This is a genomic window from Halomonas sp. SSL-5 (genome assembly GCF_030708455.1).
Classification (GTDB): domain Bacteria; phylum Pseudomonadota; class Gammaproteobacteria; order Pseudomonadales; family Halomonadaceae; genus Halomonas.
Genome location: NZ_JAUYWF010000002.1, coordinates 138,139 through 160,536 on the forward strand (window position 1 = coordinate 138,139; position 22,398 = coordinate 160,536).

A 22,398-nucleotide genomic window follows, 5' to 3' on the forward strand; every position below is an offset into this window, starting at 1 on the left:
TCAGGCAAACACCACGGTCTTGTTGCCGTGGATCAGCACGCGATCCTCGAGATGCCAGCGCAGCCCCCGCGCCAGCACCGCCTTCTCGACGTCACGGCCGAAGCGCACCAGGTCATCGGGGGTATGGCAGTGGCTGACCCGGTGGATGTCCTGCTCGATGATCGGCCCGGCGTCGAGTTCGGCGGTGACGTAATGACAGGTGGCCCCGATCAGCTTGACCCCGCGCTCAAAGGCCTGGTGGTAGGGCTTGGCCCCGGCGAAGCTGGGCAGGAAGCTGTGGTGGATATTGATCACCCGCCCGGTGTAGCGCTCGCACAGCGCCGGCGGCAGGATCTGCATGTAGCGCGCCAGCACGATGCAGTCCGCCCGGGCCTCGGCGACCAGACGCTCCACCTCGTCGAAGGCCGCCTGCTTGCCCTCGACCGGGACCGGCACATGGTGGTAGGCGATGCCGTGCCACTCCACCAGGCCACGCATGGCCTCGTGGTTGGAGATCACCGCGGCGATATCGCAGTCGAGCTCGCCGGCGGTCCAGCGGTAGAGCAGGTCCACCAGGCAGTGGGACTCCTTCGACACCATCAGCACCACCCGCGGACGCTGCCGGGTATCGGCCAGCGCCCAGGTCATGTCGAACTCCGCGGCGATGGGCGAGAAGGCCTCGCGCAGCGCCTCGGGCGGCATGCCGATGGAGTCGGCCAGGATCTCGTAGCGCATGAAGAAGCGCCCCGTCTCGAGGTCGGAGTGCTGGCTCGCCTCGGTGATCGAGCCGCCGTGACCGGCGATGAAGCCGGAGACGCGGGAGACGATCCCCACGCGATCGGGACAGGAGACAACCAGGCGGTAGTAGTGTGACATGCGAAGCTCCAGGCTCAACGGGACGGGCGCGACAGTGTAGCGAAAACAGCGAGTTCCGACATCCGCCGGACGCCGCGCGTTGTGGGCCCCGGCGGGCTTCCCGTATAGTGAAACCGCCATGTCTCAGGAAATTCCCTCCGCGATGCCCAAGCCTCGAGTCCAGATCCGCCCACGCCGCCGCCCTCCCCTGCGCTTCCTGCCGCTGGGCGGCTGCGGCGAGATCGGCATGAACCTCAGCCTCTATGGCCATGGGGATGAGGAGGGCGACTGGATCGCGGTGGACTGCGGCATGATGATCCGCCAGGACCTGCCGGACTCGCCGTTGCAGGTGCCCAACCTGGCCACCCTGGAGGCACTGGGCATCGTGCCGCGGGCGCTGGTCATCACCCATGGCCACGAGGACCATATCGGCGCCGTCGCCTGGCTGTGGCCGAAATGGGGCTGCCCCATCCATGCCACCCCGCTGGCCGCCGGCCTGCTGCGCGCCAAGTTCGGCGAGCGCGGGCTCACCACCGAGGCCATCCAGGTGATCGAGCCCGGCGAGGCCATGGAGACGGGGCCCTTCACCCTGCGCTTCCTGCCGGTGACGCATTCCATTCCCGAGAGCTGCTCGCTGCTGATCTCCGTCGGCGAACACCGCGTGCTGCATACCGGTGACTGGAAGCTGGACCCTGACCCGCTGCTCGGCGCGCCGATCTCACCGGCCACCTTCCGTGCCATCGCCCCGGTGGACCTGGTGGTGGGCGACTCCACCAATGCCCCGCTGCCCGGCGACTCGCGCAGCGAGGGCGAGGTGGCCGAGGCACTGGAGCACACCATCGCCCGCTGCGAGGGACGCGTGGTGGTCTCCTGTTTCGCCAGCAACCTGGCCCGGGTGCTGGCCATCGGCCGGGCGGCCGAACGCTGCGGCCGCCGGGTCAGCCTGATGGGGCGTTCCATGGAACGCATGGTGGCGGTGGCCCGGGGCCTGGGCTATCTGGACGACTTCCCGCCCCTGGTGCCCAGCAACGACCTCGGCTACCTGCCCCCCGAGGAGGTGCTGGTGATCGCCACCGGCAGCCAGGGGGAGCCGCGCGCTGCGCTGCAGCGACTGGCCCGGGGGCGGCATCGCTCGCTGGAGCTTACCCCCGGCGACAGCGTGATCTTCTCGGCCAAGGCCATCCCCGGCAACGAACTGTTGATCGAGCGTCTCAAGCGGGGGCTGCGCCACCTGGGCATCGAGATCCTCGACGAGTTCAACCACCCCGAGCTGCATGCCTCCGGCCACCCGGCCCAGGACGAGCTGCGCACCCTCTACGGCTGGGTGCGACCCCGCTACCTGCTGCCGGTGCACGGCGAGCCGCGCCACCAGCAGGCCCATCGCGAGATCGCCGAGGAACTCGGCATCCAGGCGCCGCTCTCTCCCCTGAACGGCGACATGATCCGCTTCGATGCCGACGGCCTGACCCTGGAGGGCCGCCATCCCCAGCCGCCCTGCATCGTCAGCCAGAACGCCGTGGCGCCGCTTCCCGGACTGGGCGGCCACCACGGCGGAGGCAGTCGCCACGGCAGTCTCTACCTGGCGCTGTCGGTGGCCGCCACCGAGGAGGGAGGCTGGACGCGCATCGGGCGGCTGATGCTCGACGCCGGCGAGGTGCAGGCCTTCGACGAGACCGACTTCTGCGACTGGCTCGATGACGCCCTGGAATCGCTGCGCGCCGACACCCTCGCCGATCTGCGCCTGGCCCTGCAGCCGCGGCTGATCGGCTGGTTCGCCGACCACCTGCGTCGCCTGCCGGAGATTCACCTGCAGATCCTCGCCATGGAGGCCCCGGCCACCAGCCACTCATGATAAGGCGGCAGGCCGGCATCCCCGCCTGGCCATGCTCCCGACAATGAAAAAGCCGCTCATCGAGAGCGGCTTTTTCTTATCGCTGTCACTGCCCGAGGCCTTATCCCTTGCTGGCATTCTTGGGTGGACGTCCGCGCTTGCGACGCGGCGGCTCCACCACCAGATCATCCACGGAAAGTCCCGCCTCGGTGATCGCCTCGAGGATCTCGGAACGCTTGCGCTCCTTCGCGGCCTCCTCCTCCTGACGCTGCTGCTCCTCGTCCTTCTTCTGCTCGATGACCTCCTCGATCACCTCGGCGAGCTTGTGCAGCTGTTCCATGCTTAGCTGACGTGCCGCGGCGCGTGCCACGTTCTTGTTGCGAGCGATGCGCTCCAGGGTTTCGCTGGACATCAGTCTCTCCTGAGCCGAATTGATGAGACGGGTGACGTGTGGTTACGTTGTGAAAAGTATATGCAGTAACTACCGCTTGGCAAGAAAAGTCGACGGAATTTATGCGGCGAAGCGGAAGACAAAGCCGGCACCCGGTATGCGGTAATATCATGCAAAAGCGGCGCTCGAGGACGCCGCTGAAGTGAAGACAAGGGCCAGGATGACACCCCGGAGGCGTATCAACCTCCGGTCATGTTCATGAAGCGCACCACCTGGACATCGCCATCGGTGGAGAAGTGATGACGCTCGGGCTTGAGCGGCATGGCGGCGACGATAGCCCGCTTGAGTGCCTCGATATCGCCGGGATGGGCGCGCAGCACCCGGCGCAGGTCCACCGAGTGCTCGTTGCCCAGACACAGCAACAGCCGGCCCTCGACGGTCACCCGAACCCGGTTGCAGCTGGCGCAGAAGTTGTGGCTATGCGGCGAGATGAAGCCGACGCGGGTGGCACTGTCGGCCATGCGGAAATAGCGCGAGGGTCCCGGTGTGGTTTCCGTGGTAGGCGTCAGGGGATAGCGCGTCTCGATCATCGCCTGTACCTCGTCGCTGGAGCAGTAGGTCTCGGCGCGACTGTGGTCGGAGACATCCCCCAGCGGCATCTCCTCGATGAAGCTGATATCGAGCCCCTCGTTGCGGGCAAACTCGACCAGGTCGAGGACCTCGTCATCGTTGCGCCCCTTGAGGATCACCGCATTGAGCTTGATGCGTTCGAAGCCCGCCTCCCGGCCGGCACGAATGCCGTCGATGACCCGATCGAGATCCCCGGTGCGGGTCAGCTGACGGAAGCGCTCGGGATCCAGCGAATCGAGGCTGATATTGAGGCGCTTGAGCCCCGCATCACGCAGTCGAGACGCATATCTGGGCAGGCTGGCGCCATTGGTGGTCATGGCGAAGTCCCTGAGCCCGGGCAGACCGCCGATCTGCTCGACCAGGGAATCGATATCGCGCCTGACCAGCGGCTCACCGCCGGTCAGGCGTATCTTCTCCACGCCCAACTCGACGAAGGCCCGGGCCACCATCGCCAGCTCCTCCAGGGTGAGGACCTGGGCCCGTGGCAGGAAGGTCATCTCCTCGCTCATGCAGTAGACACAGCGAAAATCGCAGCGGTCGGTGACGGAGATTCGCACATAGCTGACGCGGCGTCCGAAGTCATCGATCAGTTCGCGAGGCAGGGTCGTCATGGGGTGTCTCCCGTTTCAAGCTTCCCAGCGACGGGCATCCGAGTGATCGGAATGCCGCTCCGACACCCAGTAGTCGGCGTCGCTGGCGTGCTCTTTCTTCCAGAATGGTGCGCGCGTCTTGAGGTAGTCCATGATGAAGTCGCAGGCCTCGAAGGCGGCACGTCGATGGGCGCTGGCCACCACTACCAACACGATAGGGTCACCCGGGGTCAGTCGTCCAACCCGATGGATCACACTGACCGCATCCAGCGGCCAGCGGGCCCGGGCCTCCTCGACGATGGCCTCGAGCGCGGACTCGGTCATCCCCGGATAGTGCTCCAGGGTCAGGGCCACCACCTCGGGGCGCTCGTTGAAGTCACGCACCAGGCCGGTGAAACTGACCACCGCCCCGATATCGGTGCGCCCCGCCAGCAGGGCCTGCTGCTCGGCGCCGGCATCGAAGGGCGCCTCCTGCACACGAATCATGGCTCAGCCTCCGGTCACCGGCGGGAAGAAGGCGACCTCATCCTCGTTGGTCACCGGGGTGGCGTCACTGGCCATCACCTGGTTGACGGCACACAGCACGCGGCCCTCATCGAGTCGCGAGAAGCGCGGGTCGAGCGCCTTGAGGGCCGCCTTGAGGCCGGCCACATCCTGGCGCTCGAGGCTATCCAGGGGCACGCTCGTCTCACCGATGCCGAGGCGCTCGCGCAGCTCGGCCAGGCACTTGACGCGGATACAGGGCGAGTCGATGTCACAGCGACTGCCCAGGCTGACCTCGCCGGCCAGCCCCTCGCCGGTGACGATGGGGGCGGGCCGGGACTCGCCGGTGTCGCGGCGATAATCGCCGGAACGGCCGCCGCTCTTGGTCTCGAGCCGGATGGCGCCGATCTCCATCGACTTGTCCACCGCCTTGCACATGTCGTAGAGGGTCAGGCAGGCCACCGACACCGCGGTGAGCGCCTCCATCTCGACGCCGGTGCGGCCATTGAGGCGGCAGGTGGCGGTCACCTCGACGCAGCTCTCGGCCTCGTCGAGGCGGAAGTCGATCGCCACTTTCGACAGCGCCAAGGCGTGACACAGCGGGATCAGCTCATGGGTGCGCTTGGCCGCCTGGATGCCGGCGATGCGTGCCGTGGCCAGCACGTCCCCCTTGGGCAGCCCGCCTTCGGCGAGCAGCGCCAGGGTCTCGGGGCGCATGTGAATGCGTCCAGAGGCCGCGGCCTCGCGGCGGCTCTCCGGCTTGTCGGCGACATCGACCATATGGGCCTCACCGCGCGCATTGAGATGGGTCAGAGACATGGATCGGCACCTCATGGAAGTCGAAACAGGGGTTGAATGGTGACGCTCTCGCCCGCCTCCACGCCGGCGCGGGCGTCGTCGATCTCGATCAGGCAGTTGGCGCGCACCATGGAGGAGAGGATGCCGGAGCCCTGGCCGCCGCTCTCGTGCACCACCAGGCGGCCCTCGCCGTCGCTGCGGAAGAGGCCGCGCAGGTAGTCGACGCGCCCCTCTCGGCTGCGCAGCGGCTGCTCGGCCACCGCCGTCAGCCGCCGCGGCCAGGCGCCCTCGCGACCCTGCAGCCGGGCCAGCAACGGCGCGGCGAACTGCAGGAAGGTCACCATGCTGGCCACGGGGTTGCCGGGCAGCCCCAGGAAGGGCACGGCGCGCGCGCCGAGGCGGCCGCAGGCCAGCGGCCGGCCGGGGCGGATGGCGATCTTCCAGAATCCCAGCTCGCCCTGCGCGAGGAGCGCCGCCCGGGTATGGTCGGCATCGCCCACCGAGACGCCGCCGCTGGAGAGCACCAGGTCGGCCTCGGCGGCGGCACGCGCCAGGCCATCGGCGATGGCATCGCGGCGATCGGGCAGGATCCCCAGGTCAAGCACCTCCCCACCATGCTCCTCCACCAGCGCCATCAGCGCGAAGCGGTTGGCGTCATAGATCCCGGCGGCGGGGAGCGCCTCACCCGGCGCGGCGACCTCGTCGCCGGTGGAGAACAGCGCCACCCGGGGGCGACGCACCACCCTGGCCTCGGCGAACCCGAGGGAGGCGATCAGGCCCAGCTCGGCGGCGCCCAGGCGGGTACCGGCGTCCAGTGCCACCGCGCCGCGGGGAATGTCCTCGCCGGCCTGGCGCACGTTCTGGCCGCGTCGCACGCGCTCGGGACGCTCGACCCGGACACGGACCTCGCCGTCGGCGCCCGCCTCGATGACCAGTTGCTCACGCATGATCACGGTATCGGCACCGGGGGGCAGCGGCGCCCCGGTGGTGATCCCGGCGCACTCGCCGGCTGCCAGGGGGCGGTCGGCGCCGTGGCCGGCAAGGATCTCCACCACCCGCAGGAAGCCCTCGGGTGGCAGCGTCTCTGGCCAGGCCAGGGCCACGCCGTCCATGGCGGCATTGGTGTTCTGAGGCACGTCGATGGGGGCGAGGAGCGGCTCGGCCAGCACCCGGCCGCGCAGTGAGCACAGCGCCACCCGCTCGTCGGGCAGCGGCCCCTCGGCCAGCGACAGCACCGCGGCACGCGCCTCCTCCACGGGGAGCATGCGCTCCCCCAGCTCGAAACAGGAGAGGCTCATGACGACATCCCCTCCCCCACCCGCGGGTGGCGTTCGCCGGGCCAGCGCGCCGGCCAGGCGGCGATCCAGTCGGTCAAGGCCTGCAGGTCGTTGAGATCCAGGCGCTCGACCCCATCGGGCAGCGCCAGGGGAGCGTCCGTGGCCACGGCGCGCACCCAGGGATCCTCGGTCACCCGCAGGGGCTTGCCCAGCGCGGGGCGATGCAGCTCCAGCTTGGGCAGCGGCCAGGCCTTGAAGCCCTCCACCAGCACCAGATCGGGACGCTGGGGAGACACCATGGCGAGCAGCGCCGCGAGGTCCGCCTCCTCCTGGTCCGGAGTCTCCATCATCAGCGCCAGCCTCGCCCGGGAGGCGATCAGCATGGGGCTGGCACCGGCCTGGCGCAGGCGGTGGCTGTCCTTGCCGGGCTGGTCGACATCGAAGGTGTGGTGGGCATGCTTGATCACCGCCACCCGTAGCCCCCTCGCGCGCAGGCGCGGCAGCAGCGCCTCGAGGAGCGTGGTCTTGCCGGTACCGCTCCAGGCGGCGATGCCCAGCAGCGGCAGCTGCTCATCCAGCCTCAGGTCGTCCACGGGCTCGTTCATCGCTTGACGGGCTCCTCGCCCAGCGCCTGCTCCAGCCGGCGCTTCTCGTCCAGGGTATTGAGGTTGGCAAAGGCCCCCTCCCCCTCGGCGAAGTCCACCCGCACCCAGGCGTGGCGGGCGTACCAGCGGTCGATCTTGCGCTCGCCGGCGGCCAGGGCAGCCGCCAGGTCGTCGGCCAGGTCGGTGCGGATCAGCGCCACCACCGGGTGCAGACGCTCGCCATCGCCGGCCACGGCGATATCGGCCTCGCCGATGCCGGCCATCAGGCGCGCCACCAGGTCGTCGGGCAGCGCCGGCGTGTCGCAGGGCACCACCAGCAGCCAGGGAGTGCGCGCCGCCCGCAGGCCACTGTAGATGCCCATCAGCGGGCCCTGGTAACCCGCTTCGGCGTCCTCGATGACGCGGTCGGCGAACTCGCCGTAGGCGTCAAGGCTGCGGTTGGCATTGACCAGCAACTCGGCCACCTTGCCCTCCAGGCGCTCGCGCACGTGGGCCACCAGCGGACGGCCGGCGAAAGGCACCAAGCCCTTGTCGACGCCGCCCATGCGGCGCCCCTGGCCGCCGGCCAGGATCAATCCGGTGAGGTCATGTTGCGGGATCATCGAAGGTCTCCATCTCATCCCGTCATGATGCCTGAGCCGGCCGCCGGGTGCCACGCCGAAACGCCGCGCAAGTCATTGTCCTGACGAGCATCAAGCCATCGCCACTGGAGCGCTCCTGCCATCGGCAAGCGACGCTTATCGGGGCCGGCGTGAGCCGCTATCATATGTGCAGTTTTCTTGACAGGATGCCCCATGCAAGCGGAAAGCGGATTCGACGTGGGCGGCCGTCTGCGCCAGTTGCGCCTGGCGCGCGGTCTCTCCCAGCGCGAGCTGGCCAAGCGCGCCGGCGTGACCAACAGCACCATCTCGCTGATCGAGCAGAACAGCGTCAGCCCCTCGGTGAGCTCGCTGAAGAAGATCCTCGATGCCCTGCCGGTATCGATCAGCGCCTTCTTCGCCGGAGACGAGCTCAGCGCGCCCAAGATGTTCTACCGTGCCCGGGAGCTCACCGAGATCGGCGACGGCCGCCTGTCGTTTCGCCTGGTCGCCGCGCGGCGCCCCGAGCGGCACATGTCGATCATCCATGAGCGCTACCCGCCGGGGGCGGATACCGGCGAGGAGATGCTCGAGCACGCGGGCGAGGAAGGCGGTGTGGTGGTGGCCGGCGAGATCGAGATCACCGTCAACGGCGAGAGCGAGGTGCTCGGGGTGGGTGACGCCTACTACTTCGACTCCCGCCTGCCCCACCGCTTCCGCAACCCGGGCGAAGAGGTCTGCGTGATCGTCAGCGCCAACACCCCGCCCGGTTTCTCCGACGGCGGCCAGGAGCTGCATCACGCCTGAGGCGTCGCCTCGCCCCCCACCTTCAGGCGGGCTCCGCTGTCGGGCGCCGCCGCGGGCTGGCCAGGATGCGCCGCAGCACAAGCCAGGCGGCGACACCGGCCAACAGGTTGCCGATGGCGGCCCCGACGGCCAGGCCGAGGAGTCCACCCAGCCAGGCCCCCAGCGCCAGGCAGGGCAGATAGAAGATGAACAGCCGCGCCCCCGACATCAGCATGGCACGCAGCGGCCAGCCCAGGGCATTGCCCGCCGAGACCACCACCATGCACACCCCCAGCGCCGCATAGCTGGGCAGCAGGAAGCGGATCAGCAGCGCCAGGTCGTCACGCACCTCGGGGTTGCCGGAGAGCGCCAGCGCCACCCAGGGCGCGGCGACGGCCATCGCCAGGCCCAGCACCAGCTGCCAGGCGACGATGACCCGCAGCGCCAGGCGCATCAGGCGGTGTATCTGGTCCCAGTCCCCGGCCCCATAGCAGCGCCCCAGCCAGGGGGGCAGCGACATGGTCATGGCCAGCACCACCATCAGCGACAGGGTCTCCAGGCGACTGGCCAGACCCCAGGCGGCCACCTGGGTCTCGCCCAGGCTCGCCACCACGGCGATGGCCAGCATCGCCGCCAGCGGCGGCATCAACTGGCTGACCATGGCCGGCCCGGCGATGCCGGCGAAGGGGCGCGCCGAGGCCTTGAACTCGGCGGCGAGCCCGCGGCGCGCCAGCCAGTCGGTCTCGCCGATCCGCCAGCCCAGTACCGCCAGCCCCACGCCGAAGGCGATCACCGTGGCCCAGGCGGCACCGGGCAGCCCCAGCCCCTCCCAGGACCCCACCCCGAAGATCAGCAGCGGGTCGAGCACCAGGTTCACCAGGCTGGTCACCACCATCATGATCCCCGGCAGCCGGGTGTTGCCGTGGGCCCGGAACAGGCTGTACCCGAAATAGAGCGCCGCCCCCAGCCACGCGGCCAGCAGCTGCGGCGACCAGTAACCGCGGATCAGTTCGCGGGTCGGCGCATCGGCGCCCAGGGCGGTGAAGATCGGCGCCTGCAGGGCCCACAGGGCGACGGCCAGCAAGCCGATGACCGCGGCTCCGAGCAGCAGCACCAGGCTCCCCAAGCGGCTTGCCCGGGCGTTCTCGCCGGCACCCAGAGAGCGGGAGATCAGTGCGGCGATGGCGATCCCCATGCCCACCTGCACGCCGATGATCAGGAAGCTCAGCGGGAAGGTGAAGGTCTGCGCGGCCAGCTGCGAGGTACCCAGGCGCGCGATGAAGGCACTGTCCACCAGCTGGAAGCCGAGCAGCGCCAGCACGCCGATGGCCATCGGCCAGGTCTGGCGCCACAGGGTGAGGCCAAGGGAGGAAGAGGGTGCGTCAGGGGAATTCACAGCGACTCCAGGGTCATTCGCAAGGCTGCATTCTACGCCAAACCGGCGCCGGACTCAGCCCGAGCCCCCCGGACTCCCCGCCACCAGCCCGCCCAGTACACGCTCCATCTCCAGGGCAGGCATGGGTCGGAAGAGATAGAACCCCTGAACCAGGTCGCAGCGCATCTCCCGGATCAGCGTGAGCTGCTCGAGGGTTTCCACCCCCTCGGCCACCACCTCGAGGCCCAGGCGATGACCGATGAAGATCGCGGCCTCCATGATGGCGCGATCCTCGGGCTGGTCCGGGGCATCCCGCACGAAGGTCCGATCGATCTTGAGTGCCGTGACCGGGAAGTGCTTGAGGTAGCTCAGCGACGAGTAGCCGGTGCCGAAATCGTCGATGGCGATGCGGAACCCCTGCTCATGGAGCCGGCGCAAGCCCTCGAGGATCCTGTCATCGGCCTCGATCAGTACGTTCTCGGTGAGCTCGAGACCGATGTGCCGGGGCCCCAGGCCGTGGCGTGCCAGGCAGTCCTCGAAGCGCTGGAAGACATCGGGACGGCTCATCTGGCGGCCGGAGAAATTGATGTCGATGCGTTCGATGGCCAGGCCGGCCTCACGCCAGAGCGCCCGCTGACGGCAGGCGGCCTCCATGACCCAGTCGCCGAGACGATGGATGAGGTCGGAGCGCTCGGCGAGGGGAATGAACACGGCGGGCGAGATCGGCGGTCCCTCCGCCGGCTGCCAGCGCAGGAGAGCCTCCAGGCTCTCGATGCGCCCACTGACGGCCGAGACCTGAGGCTGGTAGTGCAGCGAGAGCTCATCCTTGTCCAGGGCCTGCTCCAGCCGGTCGACCAGGCGATGCTGGTGGAGCAGCTCGTCATGGAGCTGCTGGTCGAAGAACCACACGCTGCCGCGACCATCCAGCTTGGCCCGGTTCTTGGCCACATCGGCATTGCGGATCAGCTCGCGTGCCGTATCGCCGTTGTCCGGACACAAGCTGAGACCCAGACAGGCCGTCACCAGTCGCCACGAACCATCGATCAGGAAGGGAGCCCGCAGCACCTGCTGGACCTTGTGGACCAGCTGCGTAAGCACATCCTCACGCTGGAACCCCGGAAAGGCGATCACGAACTCGTCGCTTGAAATGCGAGACATCAGATCGGAGGCCCGCGTCGCTTGATGCAGTCGTCGAGTCAGCTCGATCAGCAGCCGGTCACCCTGCTCATAGCCGAAGGCATCATTGATCTCCACGAAGTGATCGACATCCAGATAGATCAGCACCAGTCCGGCGTCCCGACGCCGACACTCGGCGATGGCCTCGTCCAGCTGCGCCTCGAAGGTCTCGCGATTGGGAAGATGGGTCAGGTGATCGAAGCGCCTGGCGAAGTCCAGCTCACGGTGGGCTCGCTTCTGGTCCGACAGGTCGACGTCCACGCAGAACATCAACGGCGTGTCCGTGTGCTCGTTGAGCATGACATGGTGAGAGAAGACCGGGACCCGCTCCCCGCTCTTGTGCTGGAGCTCGAGCTCATCGGCCGGAATCTCGACGCCCTGCTCTACCCAGGCCCGGTGGGCCAGGATCACCGGCTCGCGCATCGGCTCCGGAATGATCAGCTCTTCCAGCAGCTGACCCTGGGCCTCCTCGGGGGCGTAGCCGTAGAGCCGGGTGCTGGCCTCGTTCCAGTAGATCACGCGACGGTCACGATCATACCCTTGCACCGCCACCCGGGGCAGGCTTTCCAGCAGGGCACGGAAGCGCTGTTCGCTCTCCAGGTACTGGCGGCGAACCCGCTCCACCTCACCCGTCGTGCCGACACTCGCTTCGCTCCCCCGGGGGTCCCGGGGGCCCTGGCGGTGCTTGAGGGGGTGATGTCGCCTCAGCCAGCGCCTGAGGCGGAATCGGGGTCCACTCATTCTGGCTCTCGTCAGGGCGGTGGCCGTGAAACGGCACGGCAAGGCGCGGGGTGTAGGAATCTCCTGCTGCCGGATCAGGGTATCGCATCGGCGTCTTCCTGCCTAACGCCTCCTTCCACGCGCTTACTTACACTGCCCTCGCCGCCGACACCGAGCTCTACCCAGGGCACTGCGCCTTGCAGGGGCAGGCCCGACCCGCACGGCTGAGCAGACGTCACCCAGAGTAAAGAACCGCTCCCGGCCTGGCCGGGAGCGGTTCGTCGTGACGCGGCGTTCCCCGAGGGAAGACGCTTACTGGCGAATGCCCTCGAAGGTGACATAGAGCTCCAGCTCATGCATCACCTCGGGGAAGTCGCTCATGTCGATGCCGTAGTCGGCGAGTTCCAGGGTGGTGCTGCCCTCGAAGCCGGCACGGTAGTTGCCCCAGGGATCCTCGCCCTCGCCCAGCAGGGTGACCGGCATCTCGACCTGGTTGGTCTCGCCGTGCAGGGTCAGGTCGCCGGTCAGCACGCCTTCATTCTCGCCGGTCGGCTCGAACCCGGTGGAGCTGAAGGTGGCGGTCGGGTACTCGCCCGCATTCAGGAAATCATCGCTCTTGATGTGCTTATCGCGCTCGGCGTGGTTGGAATTGAGGCTGTCGACCTGCACCTCGACCTGGGCACTCGATGCCTCGAGATTCTCCGGGTCGTACTGGAAGCTGCCGTCGAACTGCTCGAAGCTGCCGAGCAGATAGGAGAAGCCCAGGTGGCTGATCTTGAACTGCACGAAGGCGTGCTGGCCGTCGGTGTCAATGGCGTAGTCGGCGGCCTGGGCCTGGCTGACACCCATCAGGGCGGTGGCGCTCAGGGCGGCGGCGATGGCGGTCTTTTTGAACATGCGTAGTCTCCTTGTGGGACGGGGAAGCATTGATAGTTGCTGAGCAGCCGGTCAGCGCCGGCTCACTCGGGGATCGATCATCCGCATGAGCACCGGATGCCGATCGATGAAATGATGCTTGAGGGCCGCGGCGGCGTGCCCGGCGGACAGGATGATCAGGGCCAGGGCAGAGTACCAGTGCACCCAGCCGGCCACGCTGGCCTGATTGGGCAGGTCACTGATCAACGCAGGCACCGTGACCCAGTCGAATATCGCGATGCCCTTGCCGTCGGCGGTTGAGATCAGATAACCGCTGACCAGCACCACCAGCATCAGCACATAGAGGCCCAGGTGCCCGAGATGGGCGGCGAGGCGCTCCAGGCGATGGCCCAGGGCCTGCGGGGTCGGGTTGACCAGGCGCCAGATCAGCCGCAGCAGGGTGGCAAAGAGCACCAACATGCCCAGCGAGCGATGCCACCAGGGACCCAGGTTGTACCAGGGGTCGTAATAACCCAGCCCGGTCATCCACCAGCCCAGGATGAACAGGCCGATGATGGCGATCGCCAGGACCCAGTGCAGCAGGATGCTGACGAGCCCCCAGCCGTGTTTGGTGTTACGCCACATGGTCGCTCCGAACGCGTAATCGATGCATCACAGCCTACCCGAGCCGACCGTTCGAGTCCGCTGAATAATGCCGAATGCTGCATTCGGAAAAACCGCTGCTTCGGGGGGAACCGTCGAGACAAGAACGCCCGTGCCGGGGGTCACGGCACGGGCGTCATGCTGGGCCGACGCCGAAGCCGGATCACACCAGGGCGTCGAGCCCTCGGGCGAGGTCGCTGCGGATATCGTCGAGGGCCTCGAGACCCACCGCCACGCGGATCAGCCCCTCGGCGATACCGGCTGCCGCCTTCTGGGCGTCGGAGAGGCGCCCGTGGGTGGTGGTGGCGGGATGAGTGATGGTGCTCTTCACATCCCCCAGGTTGCCGGTGATGGAGAGCAGCCGGGTGGCGTCAATCACCGACCAGGCCGCTTCACGGCCGCCCTCGACCTCGAAGCCCAGCACGGCCCCGAAGCCGCGTTGCTGGCGGGCGGCCAGGGCGTGCTGCGGATGGCTCGCGAGGCCGCTGTAGTGCACCCTGGCCACCGCGGGGTGGGCCTCGAGCCACTCGGCGAGAGACTGGGCATTCTCGCAGTGGGCCTTCATGCGCAGGTTGAGGGTCTCGAGGCCCTTGGTGAAGACCCAGGCGTTGAAGGGGCTCAGGCAGGGGCCGCAGGTACGCACCACCCCGAACACCTCCTCCAGCTCCTTGTCGCGGCCCACCACGGCACCGCCGATTGCCCTGCCCTGGCCGTCCAGATACTTGGTGGCGGAATGGATCACGAGATCCGCACCCAGCGCCAACGGCTTCTGCAGCGCCGGGGTCAGGAAGCAATTGTCGATGGCCAGCAGCGCGTCGTGGCGATGGGCGATCTCGGCCAGGGCGGCGATATCCACCACTTCGGAGAGCGGGTTGGAGGGCGTCTCGGCGAACAGCAGCTTGGTGGCCGGCGTGATCGCCGCCTCCCAGGCCGCGAGGTCGGAGAGCTCCACATAGCGGGTGGTGATACCCAGCTTGCCGAGGTACTTGTCGAACAGGCTTACCGTGGAGCCGAACAGCGAGCGCGAGGCGACGATCTCGTCACCGGCCGAGAGCAGTGCCAGCGCCGTGGAGAGGATCGCCGCCATGCCCGAGCTGGTGGCCACGCAACGCTCGCCACCCTCCAGCGCCGCCAGGCGACGCTCGAAGGTACGCACCGTGGGATTGGTGAAGCGCGAGTAGATGTTGCCGGGCTCCTCGCCGCTGAACTTGCGCGCCGCCTCGGCGGCACTGCCGTAGACGAAGCTCGAAGTGGGGAAGATCGGTTCGCCGTGTTCCTGCTCGAAGGTGCGGTCGTGGCCGGCACGGATCGCCAGGGTCTCGAGCGCCCAGGGCGATGCGGAATCGTGTTCGTCATGCATGCGGGTCGGCCTCAATCGTCGATATCGTCTTCGAGGTTGTGGGTGCCGACCAGGGCGTGGTCGCCGGCACTCTGCTGCTTGGCATCGTCATTGCGCGAGGCCTCCAGCGCCGCCAGGTAGGCGTCGTCGATATCACCGGTCACGTAGTTGCCATCGAACACCGAGCAGTCGAAGGCCTCGAGGTTGGGGTTGACCTCGCGACAGGCCGTCTTCAGGTCCTCGAGGTCCTGGTAGAAGATGCGGTCGGCGCCGATCAGCTCCCCCACCTCGGCCTCGCTGCGCCCGTGGGCGATCAGCTCGCCGGCCGCCGGCATGTCGATGCCGTAGACATTGGGGTAGCGCACCGGCGGCGCGGCGGAGGCGAAGTAGACCTTTCGCGCGCCGGCCTCTCGGGCCATCTGGATGATCTGCCTGCAGGTGGTACCGCGCACGATGGAGTCGTCCACCAGCAGCACGTTCTTGCCCTTGAACTCGATGCCGATGGCGTTGAGCTTCTGGCGCACCGATTTCCGGCGCTGGGTCTGGCCCGGCATGATGAAGGTGCGACCGATATAGCGGTTCTTCATGAAGCCCTCGCGGTAGGTCACTCCGAGGTGCTGGGCGAGCTCCAGCGCCGAGGTGCGCGAGGTGTCGGGGATCGGTATCACCACGTCGATGTCGTGCTCCGGCCACTCGCTCTGGATGCGATCGCCAAGCTTGCGGCCCATCTGCATGCGGGTGCCGTAGACATAGGCGCCATCGAGGATCGAGTCCGGGCGCGCCAGGTAGACGTGCTCAAAGATGCAGGAGGTCAGCCGCGGGGCATCGGCGCATTGCTGGGTGTGGATCTCGCCCTGCATGTCGACGAAGATCGCCTCGCCCGGGGCCAGGTCGCGATGCAGCTCGAAGCCGCCCACGTCGAGCGCCACCGACTCGGAGGCGATCATCACCTCCTGGCCGGCGCCCTCGTCCCGCGTACCGAACACCACGGGACGGATTCCATGGGGATCCCGGAAGGCCACCAGGCCCACGCCGTTGATGATCGCCACCGCGGCGTAGCCACCCTTGCAGCGCCGGTGCACGCGGCGCACGGAGTCGAAGACGTCCCCCGGCCCCAGGTGCAGCCCCTGCTTGCCCAGTTCGTGGGCGAAGACGTTGAGCAGCACCTCGGAGTCGGAGCTGGTGTTGATATGACGCAGGTCCGAGGAGAACAGCTCCTGCTTGAGCTGATCGGAATTGGTCAGGTTGCCGTTGTGGGCCAGGGCGATGCCGTAGGGGGAGTTGACGTAGAACGGCTGGGACTCCGCCTCGCTGGAGGAGCCGGCGGTGGGATAGCGGACGTGGCCGATGCCCAGGCTGCCCTTGAGGCGCGCCATATGGCGGGTGTGGAAGACATCCCGCACCAGCCCGTTGCTCTTGCGCAGCAGAAAGCGGCCCTCATGCCAGGTCATCATGCCGGCGGCGTCCTGTCCGCGATGCTGGAGCACCGTCAGGGCGTCATAGATGCCCTGGTTCACCGCCTGCTTGGCCATCAGGCCCACAATACCGCACATTCCACCTTACCTCGCTTTGCTGGAACTTGCCTTGACTGAGACTTCAGGTCTATCGCAAATAGCTCGGGGCTGATCTGGCGACAAGCGCCCCTGTGTTCCTGTAACTGCGATAGTTCTGACTGAAACTTGCCTTGCTTGGAACTTGCTTGTAGAGACACCGCGCCCCGCGGGGCCGGCACTCGGAAATCATCTCTCGGAGGGCGTCGTCGTGTCGCTGTCGGGCGTGGCGTCCTCGGCCGGTTTGGCGCCCGGCAGTGAGAGCTCGCCAAGCGACCCGGGCGCCTCGGGAATCCGGCCATCCCAGGCCTCGAAGTGGCTCACCGCCCAGCCACGTAGCTGTTCGAGATGCGGACGCAACACCGCTCCCTGCCACGCCTCCAGCCTGGCCAGTGGCGTCAGCCCGATCACGATGGTCACCAGCACCAGGATCGCGGCCCCCTTGGCCACCCCGAAGGCGGCCCCCAGCAACCGGTTGACCAGCCCCATGCCGACCCACTCCACGGCGGCCTGCAGCAGGCGAATGATGATGCCGCAGGCCAGCACCACGCCGAGTATCACCAGCACGAAGGCCAGCACCAGGCGGCCATCGGCGCTGTCGATGACACCGGCCAGCAGGTCGGCCACCGGCTGAGCCAGCACACGCGCCGCCAGCAGGGCGACGACCCACGCCGCCAGGCCCAGGGCTTCGCGGACCAGGCCACGCAGCAGGCCAGTGATACCTGTCACCGCCAGCAGCGCGATAAAGGTCCAATCGAGCCAGGTCAGGGTCATGTCACTCTCTCACCCGCACCAGCAGGCCCTGGAGGTTGATCCGCGCCTTCACCTCGGCGACCGCCCGTTCGCCGGCCTCGGAGCTGGCGAAGGGTCCCACGTAGACGGTGGTGAGGTCGTTGCCGCGCGGGCGGCTGTAGGCGCTGAAGCCCTCGTCGCGCAGCTGGCTCAGCAGCCTCTCGACGTTGGCCGGCTCGCCGAAGCTGCCCACCTGAACGGCCCACTCGCCCTCCGCCACGGCGGGCTCCACCGTCTCGGCGTCGGCCTGACCGGATGCCGAGGGGGTCTCGGCCAGGCGCTGGTCGGCGGCCCGCGCCAGCTCGGCGATCGGGTCGATGGCGGGCTCGGCGGCCGGCTCCTCGGCGGGAGACTCCCCGGCCATCCCGGTCGGGTCTGGCTCGGGACTCGCCTGGTCATCCGGAGAGAGCCGGGGAGCCGGCTCGGGCACCTCGTCGGACGAAGCGGACCCCGACAGGCTGGCCGGTGGCACCGGCTCGGGGACGTCGTGTCGCTCGACGTCGATGGGTGCATCGATGCTCAACACCGGCTCGGGACGCTCGTCCCGAGGGGCCGGCTCGTCGAACAGCATGGGCACGAAGATCACCGCCAGGGCAATCAGGATCACGGCGCCACTGAGACGCTCTCGCATACCGTACTTCACGGGGCTACCTCCCTGGAGCTCGTGTCCTCAGTCTGACCCGGCGAGGCGTGACTCGCCAGCCATTGCAGTACCTCGCCCACCGTGAAGAAGGAACCGCATACCAGCACGCGGTCCTCGGCTTCCAGCCGGCTGGCCAGCCAGGCCGCCGCCTCGCCGGGCGAGGCGGCGCGGTGCAGGACGCGCTCGCCCTGTTCCTCGAGGTGTTCGGCCAGGTCATCGGCGCTGCGCGCCCGCTCGCCGGCCAGGCTCGCCGTTACCCAGCCATCAACAACCGGCGCCAGGGCGGCGATCACGCCGGGAGCGTCCTTGTCGCCGAGCATGGCCAGCAGCGCCAGGGTACGCCCGCGACAGGGACGGGCCCGCAAGCGGGCAGCCAGATAGTCGGCCGCGTGAGGGTTGTGGCCCACGTCCAGGCACCACTGCCCCAGCCACTGCATGCGGCCGGGCAGGCGCACCTCGGAGAGTGCCCGCCGGCACGCCTCGTCCTCCAGCGTCACACCAGCAAGACTCAAGGCCTGGAGCGCCGTGGCGGCATTATCCAGGGGCAGGCCGGGGTCCGGGAGGGTGGGATCCCAGGCGTAGGCCTCGCCCAGGGCGTAGACGGGGGCACCCAGCTCGTCGGCGACCTCCCGCACGCTGGCGGGGAGCGTGGTGCTGCCCAGCACCGCGGGACGCCCTGGGCGCAGGATGCCGGCCTTCTCGCGGCCGATCTGCGCAAGGTCGGTACCCAGGAAGGCGGCGTGGTCCTGAGCCACGGTGGTCACCACCGCCACGTCGGGGTCGATGATGTTCACCGCGTCGAGCCGGCCACCCAGGCCCACCTCGAGGATGGCGAGGTCGAAAGGCCGCTGCGAGATGGCCCACAGCGCCCCCAGGGTGCCCACCTCGAAGTAGGTCAGGCTGACGGGGGCGCCGGCCAGGCGTGCCGCCTCCACCGCCTCGAAGCCGGCGATCAGCGTCGCGTCGTCGGCCTCCTGACCGTCGAGGCGCAGCCGCTCGTTGTAGCGGACCAGATGAGGAGAGGTATAGGTCGCCGTGGTCAGGCCATGGGCGCGGGCCAGCGCCTCCAGCATGGCCACCGTGGAGCCCTTGCCGTTGGTGCCCGCCACGGTGATCACGCGGCCGGCCAGGCGGCCCTCCAGCAGCCCCATGCGCCGGGCGACCTCGGCAACGCGCTCGAGGCCGAGGTCGATCCCCACGGGATGGGCGGCCTCGAGACGGGCCAGCCAGGCGTCCAGGGTGGTGGTAGGCGTCGCCTCGCTCATGGAGGCGTCAGCGCCGCTCTTCAGCGGACGCCTCATCGTCCGCCGATGCCTCGCCCTCGGCGCCGGCATCTCGCACCTCGTCAGCGGGGTCGGCCACGGCCGGCTCGGGGGCCTGTGCCTGCTCGGCCGCGTCGACCAGGTCCGGCGTCGGGGTGACCGGTGGTTCGGGCTCGCCCATGGCGGGCTGATGAGTCAGCTTACGCAGCACTCGGCCCAGGCGGTGACGGATCTCGCGGCGATGCACGATCATGTCCACGGTGCCGTGCTCGAGCAGGAACTCGCTGCGCTGGAAGCCCTCGGGGAGCTTCTCGCGCACGGTCTGCTCGATGACCCGCGGGCCGGCGAAACCGATCAGGGCGTTGGGTTCGGCCACGTTGAGGTCACCGAGCATGGCCAGCGACGCCGAGACCCCGCCGAACACGGGGTCGGTGAGCACCGAGATATAGGGCACGCCGGCCTGCTTGAGCTTCTCCAGCGCCGCCGAGGTCTTGGCCATCTGCATCAGCGAGAACAGTGCCTCCTGCATGCGCGCCCCGCCGGAGGCGGAGAAGCAGATCAGCGGGATGCGCTCCTCGAGGGCCAGGGTAGCGGCGCGCACGAACTTCTCGCCCACCACGGCGCCCATGGAGCCCCCCATGAAGGAGAACTCGAAGGCCACGGTGACCACCGGCAGGCCGTCCAGGGTGCCGCGCATGGCGATCAGGGCGTCCTTCTCGCCGGTCTCCTTCTGGGCCGCGGCCAGGCGGTCCTTGTACTTCTTGGAGTCGCGGAACTTGAGGCGATCGACCGGCTCCACCTCGGCGGCGAGCTCCTCGCGGCCCTCCCTGTCGAGGAACCAGTCGAGCCGCTTGCGGGCGGTCAGGCGCAGGTGGTGATCGCACTTGGGACAGACGTTGTGCTGCTTCTCGAGCTCGGGAAGGTAGAGCACCGATTCGCACTTGGGACACTTGCGCCACAACCCGTCGGGTACGCTTGCGCGGCGGTCGTGGCGCTGGATACGCCCGATGGAGGGCACGATCTTGTCTAGCCAGCTCATGTCAGAAAGGGTCCGTGTTCGTGTCGACACCCGGGCAGGCCCCGGGTGCATGGATCGATTCGTGTGGCGAGTCTCAGGCGCCCAGCGCGTCCAGGGCCTGACGCATCTCGCCGAGTACTGCCTTGAGCTCGGCGGGAATCGCCTCGGGCGTCTCGGCATTGGCGGCGATACGGCTGACCAGCGCCGAGCCGACGATGACGCCGTCGGCCACCTTGCCCACCTCGGCGGCGGAGGCGCCGTCGCGGATGCCGAAGCCCACGCACAGCGGCAGCTCGGTCATGCGCCGCAGCGGGGCCAGGTGGTCGGCAACGTCCGACGCATTGAGGATGGCGGACCCGGTGACGCCCTTGAGCGAGACGTAATAGAGATAGCCCTCGCCATGGGCACATATTGTAGCGGCCCGCTCCTCGGAAGTGGTAGGCGCGACGAGAAAGATCGAGGCGAGGCCGTGGGACTTGAGCAGCGGCCCGAGCTCCTCGGCCTCCTCGGGCGGCATGTCCACCGCCAGCACGCCGTCCACGCCGGACGCCGCGGCCTGCTCGGCGAAGCTCGCCAGGCCGATGCGCTCCATGGGGTTGAGGTAGCCCATCAGCACCACCGGGGTGGTGGCGTCGGTCTGACGGAACTCGCGCACCATCTCGAACAGGTGGGAGAGGCGCACGCCATGCTTGAGCGCCCGCTCACAGGCCTTCTGGATCACCGGACCGTCGGCCATGGGGTCGGAGAAGGGCACGCCCAGCTCGATGATGTCGGCCCCCGCCTCCACCAGGGCGTGCATGAACCCCACGGTGTGCTCAGGCGACGGGTCGCCGGCGGTGATATAGGGAATCAGCGCACGGCGGCCCCGGGACTTGAGTTCGGCGAAGCGTTGGTCGATACGATTCATGGTCTGGCCCGTCATCTAGAATTCGATCCCGTCGATCTTGGCGACGGTCATGATGTCCTTGTCGCCGCGGCCGGAGAGGTTGACGACGATGTTCTGGTCGGGGCGCATGGTGGGCGCCAGCACCTTGGCATAGGCCAGGGCATGAGCAGACTCCAGGGCCGGCATGATGCCCTCGACGAGGGTCAGCTCACGAAACGCCTCGAGCACCTCGGTGTCGTTGGCGGCCACGTAGTTGACCCGGCCGACATCCTTCCAGAGCGCATGCTCCGGGCCGACGCCCGGGTAGTCGAGGCCCGCCGACACCGAGTGGGTGTCGGAGACCTGGCCGCCCTCGTCGGACATCAGATAGGTGCGATTGCCGTGCAGCACGCCGCGCGGCGCGCCGGAGGAGAGCGGCGCCGCGTGGCGACCGGTCTCGACGCCGTCGCCGCCGGCCTCGACGCCGTACATCACCACCTCGTCATCCTCGACGAAGGGGTAGAACAGCCCCATGGCGTTGGAGCCGCCGCCCACGCAGGCGACCAGCGCATCGGGCAGTTTGCCGAACTCCTCGAAGGACTGGCGACGCGCCTCGCGGCCTACCACGGAGTTGAAGTCACGCACCAGCATCGGGTAGGGGTGGGGGCCGGCCACGGTGCCGATGATGTAGAAGGTGTCGTCGACGTTGGTGACCCAGTCGCGCAGCGCCTCGTTCATGGCGTCCTTGAGGGTGCGGGTACCGGACTCCACCGAGATCACGTTGGCTCCCAGCAGGCGCATGCGATAGACGTTGAGCTTCTGACGCTGGATATCCTCGGCGCCCATGTAGACCTCGCACTCCAGGCCCAGCCGTGCCGCCACGGTGGCGGTGGCCACGCCGTGCTGGCCGGCACCGGTCTCGGCGATCACCCGCGGCTTGCCGCTCTTCTTGGCGAGCAGCGCCTGGCCGATGGTGTTGTTCACCTTGTGGGCGCCGGTATGGTTGAGGTCCTCGCGCTTGAGCCAGATCTGCGCCCCGCCGAGCCGCTTCGACCACCGCTCGGCATGATAGAGCGGAGACGGCCGACCCACATAGTGGGCCAGGTCATAGTCGAATTCCGCCTGGAAGGCCGGATCATCACGAAGACTCAGGTAGGTCTTCTCCAGCTCGTCCAGGGCGAAGCTCAGGGTCTCCGAGACGAACCGGCCGCCATAGGGGCCGAAGTGGCCGCGGGCATCCGGCAGTCGGGTCAGGTCACTGAACTTGCTCACGAAAGACACCTCACAGGTCGCCATTGGGCTTGGGTTCACAGGGGCTTGTATTCCGGCGGTCGCTG

Annotated in this window: 22 protein-coding genes; 2 read left to right on the forward strand and 20 right to left on the reverse strand. The window is 68.4% G+C overall.

Annotated elements, in window-relative coordinates; genetic code table 11:
- Nucleotides 1-855 (reverse strand): formyltetrahydrofolate deformylase, encoded by an 855-nt coding sequence (gene purU / locus RAN53_RS02530; RefSeq protein WP_305795250.1) that lies wholly within the window; start codon nucleotides 853-855, stop codon nucleotides 1-3.
- Nucleotides 856-997: 142 nt separating this feature from the next.
- Here purU and RAN53_RS02535 point away from each other — a divergent pair, with 142 nt between their 5' ends.
- Nucleotides 998-2,686, forward strand: a complete 1,689-nt coding sequence (locus tag RAN53_RS02535; RefSeq protein ID WP_414842949.1) for a ribonuclease J — start codon at nucleotides 998-1,000, stop codon at nucleotides 2,684-2,686.
- Between the two features lie 100 nt (nucleotides 2,687-2,786).
- On the opposite strand, the gene RAN53_RS02540 is transcribed toward RAN53_RS02535, so the two are convergent.
- The 7 genes from RAN53_RS02540 to mobA all read right to left on the reverse strand — a co-directional run bounded on the left by RAN53_RS02540 (nucleotide 2,787) and on the right by mobA (nucleotide 8,041).
- Nucleotides 2,787-3,077 (reverse strand): hypothetical protein, encoded by a 291-nt coding sequence (locus RAN53_RS02540; protein ID WP_305795251.1) that lies wholly within the window; start codon nucleotides 3,075-3,077, stop codon nucleotides 2,787-2,789.
- Nucleotides 3,078-3,295: 218 nt separating this feature from the next.
- The gene (gene moaA / locus RAN53_RS02545) at nucleotides 3,296-4,288 is read right to left on the reverse strand and encodes a GTP 3',8-cyclase MoaA (protein WP_305795448.1); all 993 of its coding nucleotides are present in this window, start codon (nucleotides 4,286-4,288) and stop codon (nucleotides 3,296-3,298) included.
- 24 nt (nucleotides 4,289-4,312) lie between these two features.
- On the reverse strand, nucleotides 4,313-4,762 hold the full coding sequence (moaE, locus tag RAN53_RS02550; RefSeq protein WP_305795252.1) for a molybdopterin synthase catalytic subunit MoaE: 450 nt from the start codon (nucleotides 4,760-4,762) through the stop codon (nucleotides 4,313-4,315).
- Between the two features lie 3 nt (nucleotides 4,763-4,765).
- Nucleotides 4,766-5,578 (reverse strand): cyclic pyranopterin monophosphate synthase MoaC, encoded by an 813-nt coding sequence (moaC, locus tag RAN53_RS02555; protein WP_305795253.1) that lies wholly within the window; start codon nucleotides 5,576-5,578, stop codon nucleotides 4,766-4,768.
- Between the two features lie 11 nt (nucleotides 5,579-5,589).
- Nucleotides 5,590-6,855, reverse strand: coding sequence for a gephyrin-like molybdotransferase Glp (gene glp / locus RAN53_RS02560; protein WP_305795254.1), 1,266 nt, complete (start codon nucleotides 6,853-6,855; stop codon nucleotides 5,590-5,592).
- Nucleotides 6,852-7,439, reverse strand: a complete 588-nt coding sequence (mobB, locus tag RAN53_RS02565; RefSeq protein ID WP_305795255.1) for a molybdopterin-guanine dinucleotide biosynthesis protein B — start codon at nucleotides 7,437-7,439, stop codon at nucleotides 6,852-6,854. Before mobB ends, glp begins: the two co-directional genes overlap by 4 nt.
- Complete coding sequence (gene mobA / locus RAN53_RS02570; RefSeq protein ID WP_305795256.1) at nucleotides 7,436-8,041, reverse strand: molybdenum cofactor guanylyltransferase MobA; 606 nt, start codon at nucleotides 8,039-8,041, stop codon at nucleotides 7,436-7,438. Before mobA ends, mobB begins: the two co-directional genes overlap by 4 nt.
- Before the next feature lie 192 nt (nucleotides 8,042-8,233).
- On the opposite strand from mobA, the gene RAN53_RS02575 reads away from it, so the two are divergent.
- Nucleotides 8,234-8,824, forward strand: a complete 591-nt coding sequence (locus RAN53_RS02575) for a cupin domain-containing protein (RefSeq protein WP_305795257.1) — start codon at nucleotides 8,234-8,236, stop codon at nucleotides 8,822-8,824.
- Between the two features lie 22 nt (nucleotides 8,825-8,846).
- Here the strand turns inward: RAN53_RS02575 and RAN53_RS02580 are convergent, their stop codons facing one another.
- From RAN53_RS02580 to trpB, 12 genes are all read right to left on the reverse strand, one after another.
- Entirely contained in the window at nucleotides 8,847-10,136 is a 1,290-nt protein-coding gene (locus tag RAN53_RS02580) for an MATE family efflux transporter (RefSeq protein ID WP_305795449.1), read from the reverse strand.
- A gap of 117 nt (nucleotides 10,137-10,253) precedes the next feature.
- The gene (locus tag RAN53_RS02585; RefSeq protein WP_305795258.1) at nucleotides 10,254-12,095 is read right to left on the reverse strand and encodes a putative bifunctional diguanylate cyclase/phosphodiesterase; all 1,842 of its coding nucleotides are present in this window, start codon (nucleotides 12,093-12,095) and stop codon (nucleotides 10,254-10,256) included.
- A gap of 291 nt (nucleotides 12,096-12,386) precedes the next feature.
- The gene (locus RAN53_RS02590) at nucleotides 12,387-12,971 is read right to left on the reverse strand and encodes a YceI family protein (RefSeq protein WP_305795259.1); all 585 of its coding nucleotides are present in this window, start codon (nucleotides 12,969-12,971) and stop codon (nucleotides 12,387-12,389) included.
- 51 nt (nucleotides 12,972-13,022) lie between these two features.
- Entirely contained in the window at nucleotides 13,023-13,574 is a 552-nt protein-coding gene (locus RAN53_RS02595; RefSeq protein ID WP_305795260.1) for a cytochrome b, read from the reverse strand.
- A 181-nt stretch (nucleotides 13,575-13,755) separates the two neighbouring features.
- Entirely contained in the window at nucleotides 13,756-14,952 is a 1,197-nt protein-coding gene (locus tag RAN53_RS02600; RefSeq protein ID WP_305795261.1) for an O-succinylhomoserine sulfhydrylase, read from the reverse strand.
- 11 nt (nucleotides 14,953-14,963) lie between these two features.
- Nucleotides 14,964-16,484, reverse strand: coding sequence for an amidophosphoribosyltransferase (gene purF, locus RAN53_RS02605; RefSeq protein WP_305795262.1), 1,521 nt, complete (start codon nucleotides 16,482-16,484; stop codon nucleotides 14,964-14,966).
- Nucleotides 16,485-16,670: 186 nt separating this feature from the next.
- Nucleotides 16,671-17,255, reverse strand: a complete 585-nt coding sequence (locus RAN53_RS02610; protein WP_305795263.1) for a CvpA family protein — start codon at nucleotides 17,253-17,255, stop codon at nucleotides 16,671-16,673.
- A 1-nt stretch (nucleotide 17,256) separates the two neighbouring features.
- Entirely contained in the window at nucleotides 17,257-17,916 is a 660-nt protein-coding gene (locus RAN53_RS02615; protein WP_305795264.1) for an SPOR domain-containing protein, read from the reverse strand.
- Nucleotides 17,913-19,217, reverse strand: a complete 1,305-nt coding sequence (gene folC / locus RAN53_RS02620) for a bifunctional tetrahydrofolate synthase/dihydrofolate synthase (RefSeq protein ID WP_414842950.1) — start codon at nucleotides 19,215-19,217, stop codon at nucleotides 17,913-17,915. The genes RAN53_RS02615 and folC overlap by 4 nt, the downstream gene beginning before the upstream one ends.
- A complete protein-coding gene (accD, locus tag RAN53_RS02625; RefSeq protein ID WP_305795265.1) occupies nucleotides 19,189-20,217 on the reverse strand; it encodes an acetyl-CoA carboxylase, carboxyltransferase subunit beta in 1,029 nt (342 codons plus the stop codon). Before accD ends, folC begins: the two co-directional genes overlap by 29 nt.
- Nucleotides 20,218-20,290: 73 nt before the next feature.
- On the reverse strand, nucleotides 20,291-21,103 hold the full coding sequence (trpA, locus tag RAN53_RS02630; RefSeq protein WP_305795451.1) for a tryptophan synthase subunit alpha: 813 nt from the start codon (nucleotides 21,101-21,103) through the stop codon (nucleotides 20,291-20,293).
- 15 nt (nucleotides 21,104-21,118) lie between these two features.
- A complete protein-coding gene (gene trpB / locus RAN53_RS02635; RefSeq protein WP_305795266.1) occupies nucleotides 21,119-22,333 on the reverse strand; it encodes a tryptophan synthase subunit beta in 1,215 nt (404 codons plus the stop codon).
- Nucleotides 22,334-22,398: the final 65 nt, after the last annotated feature.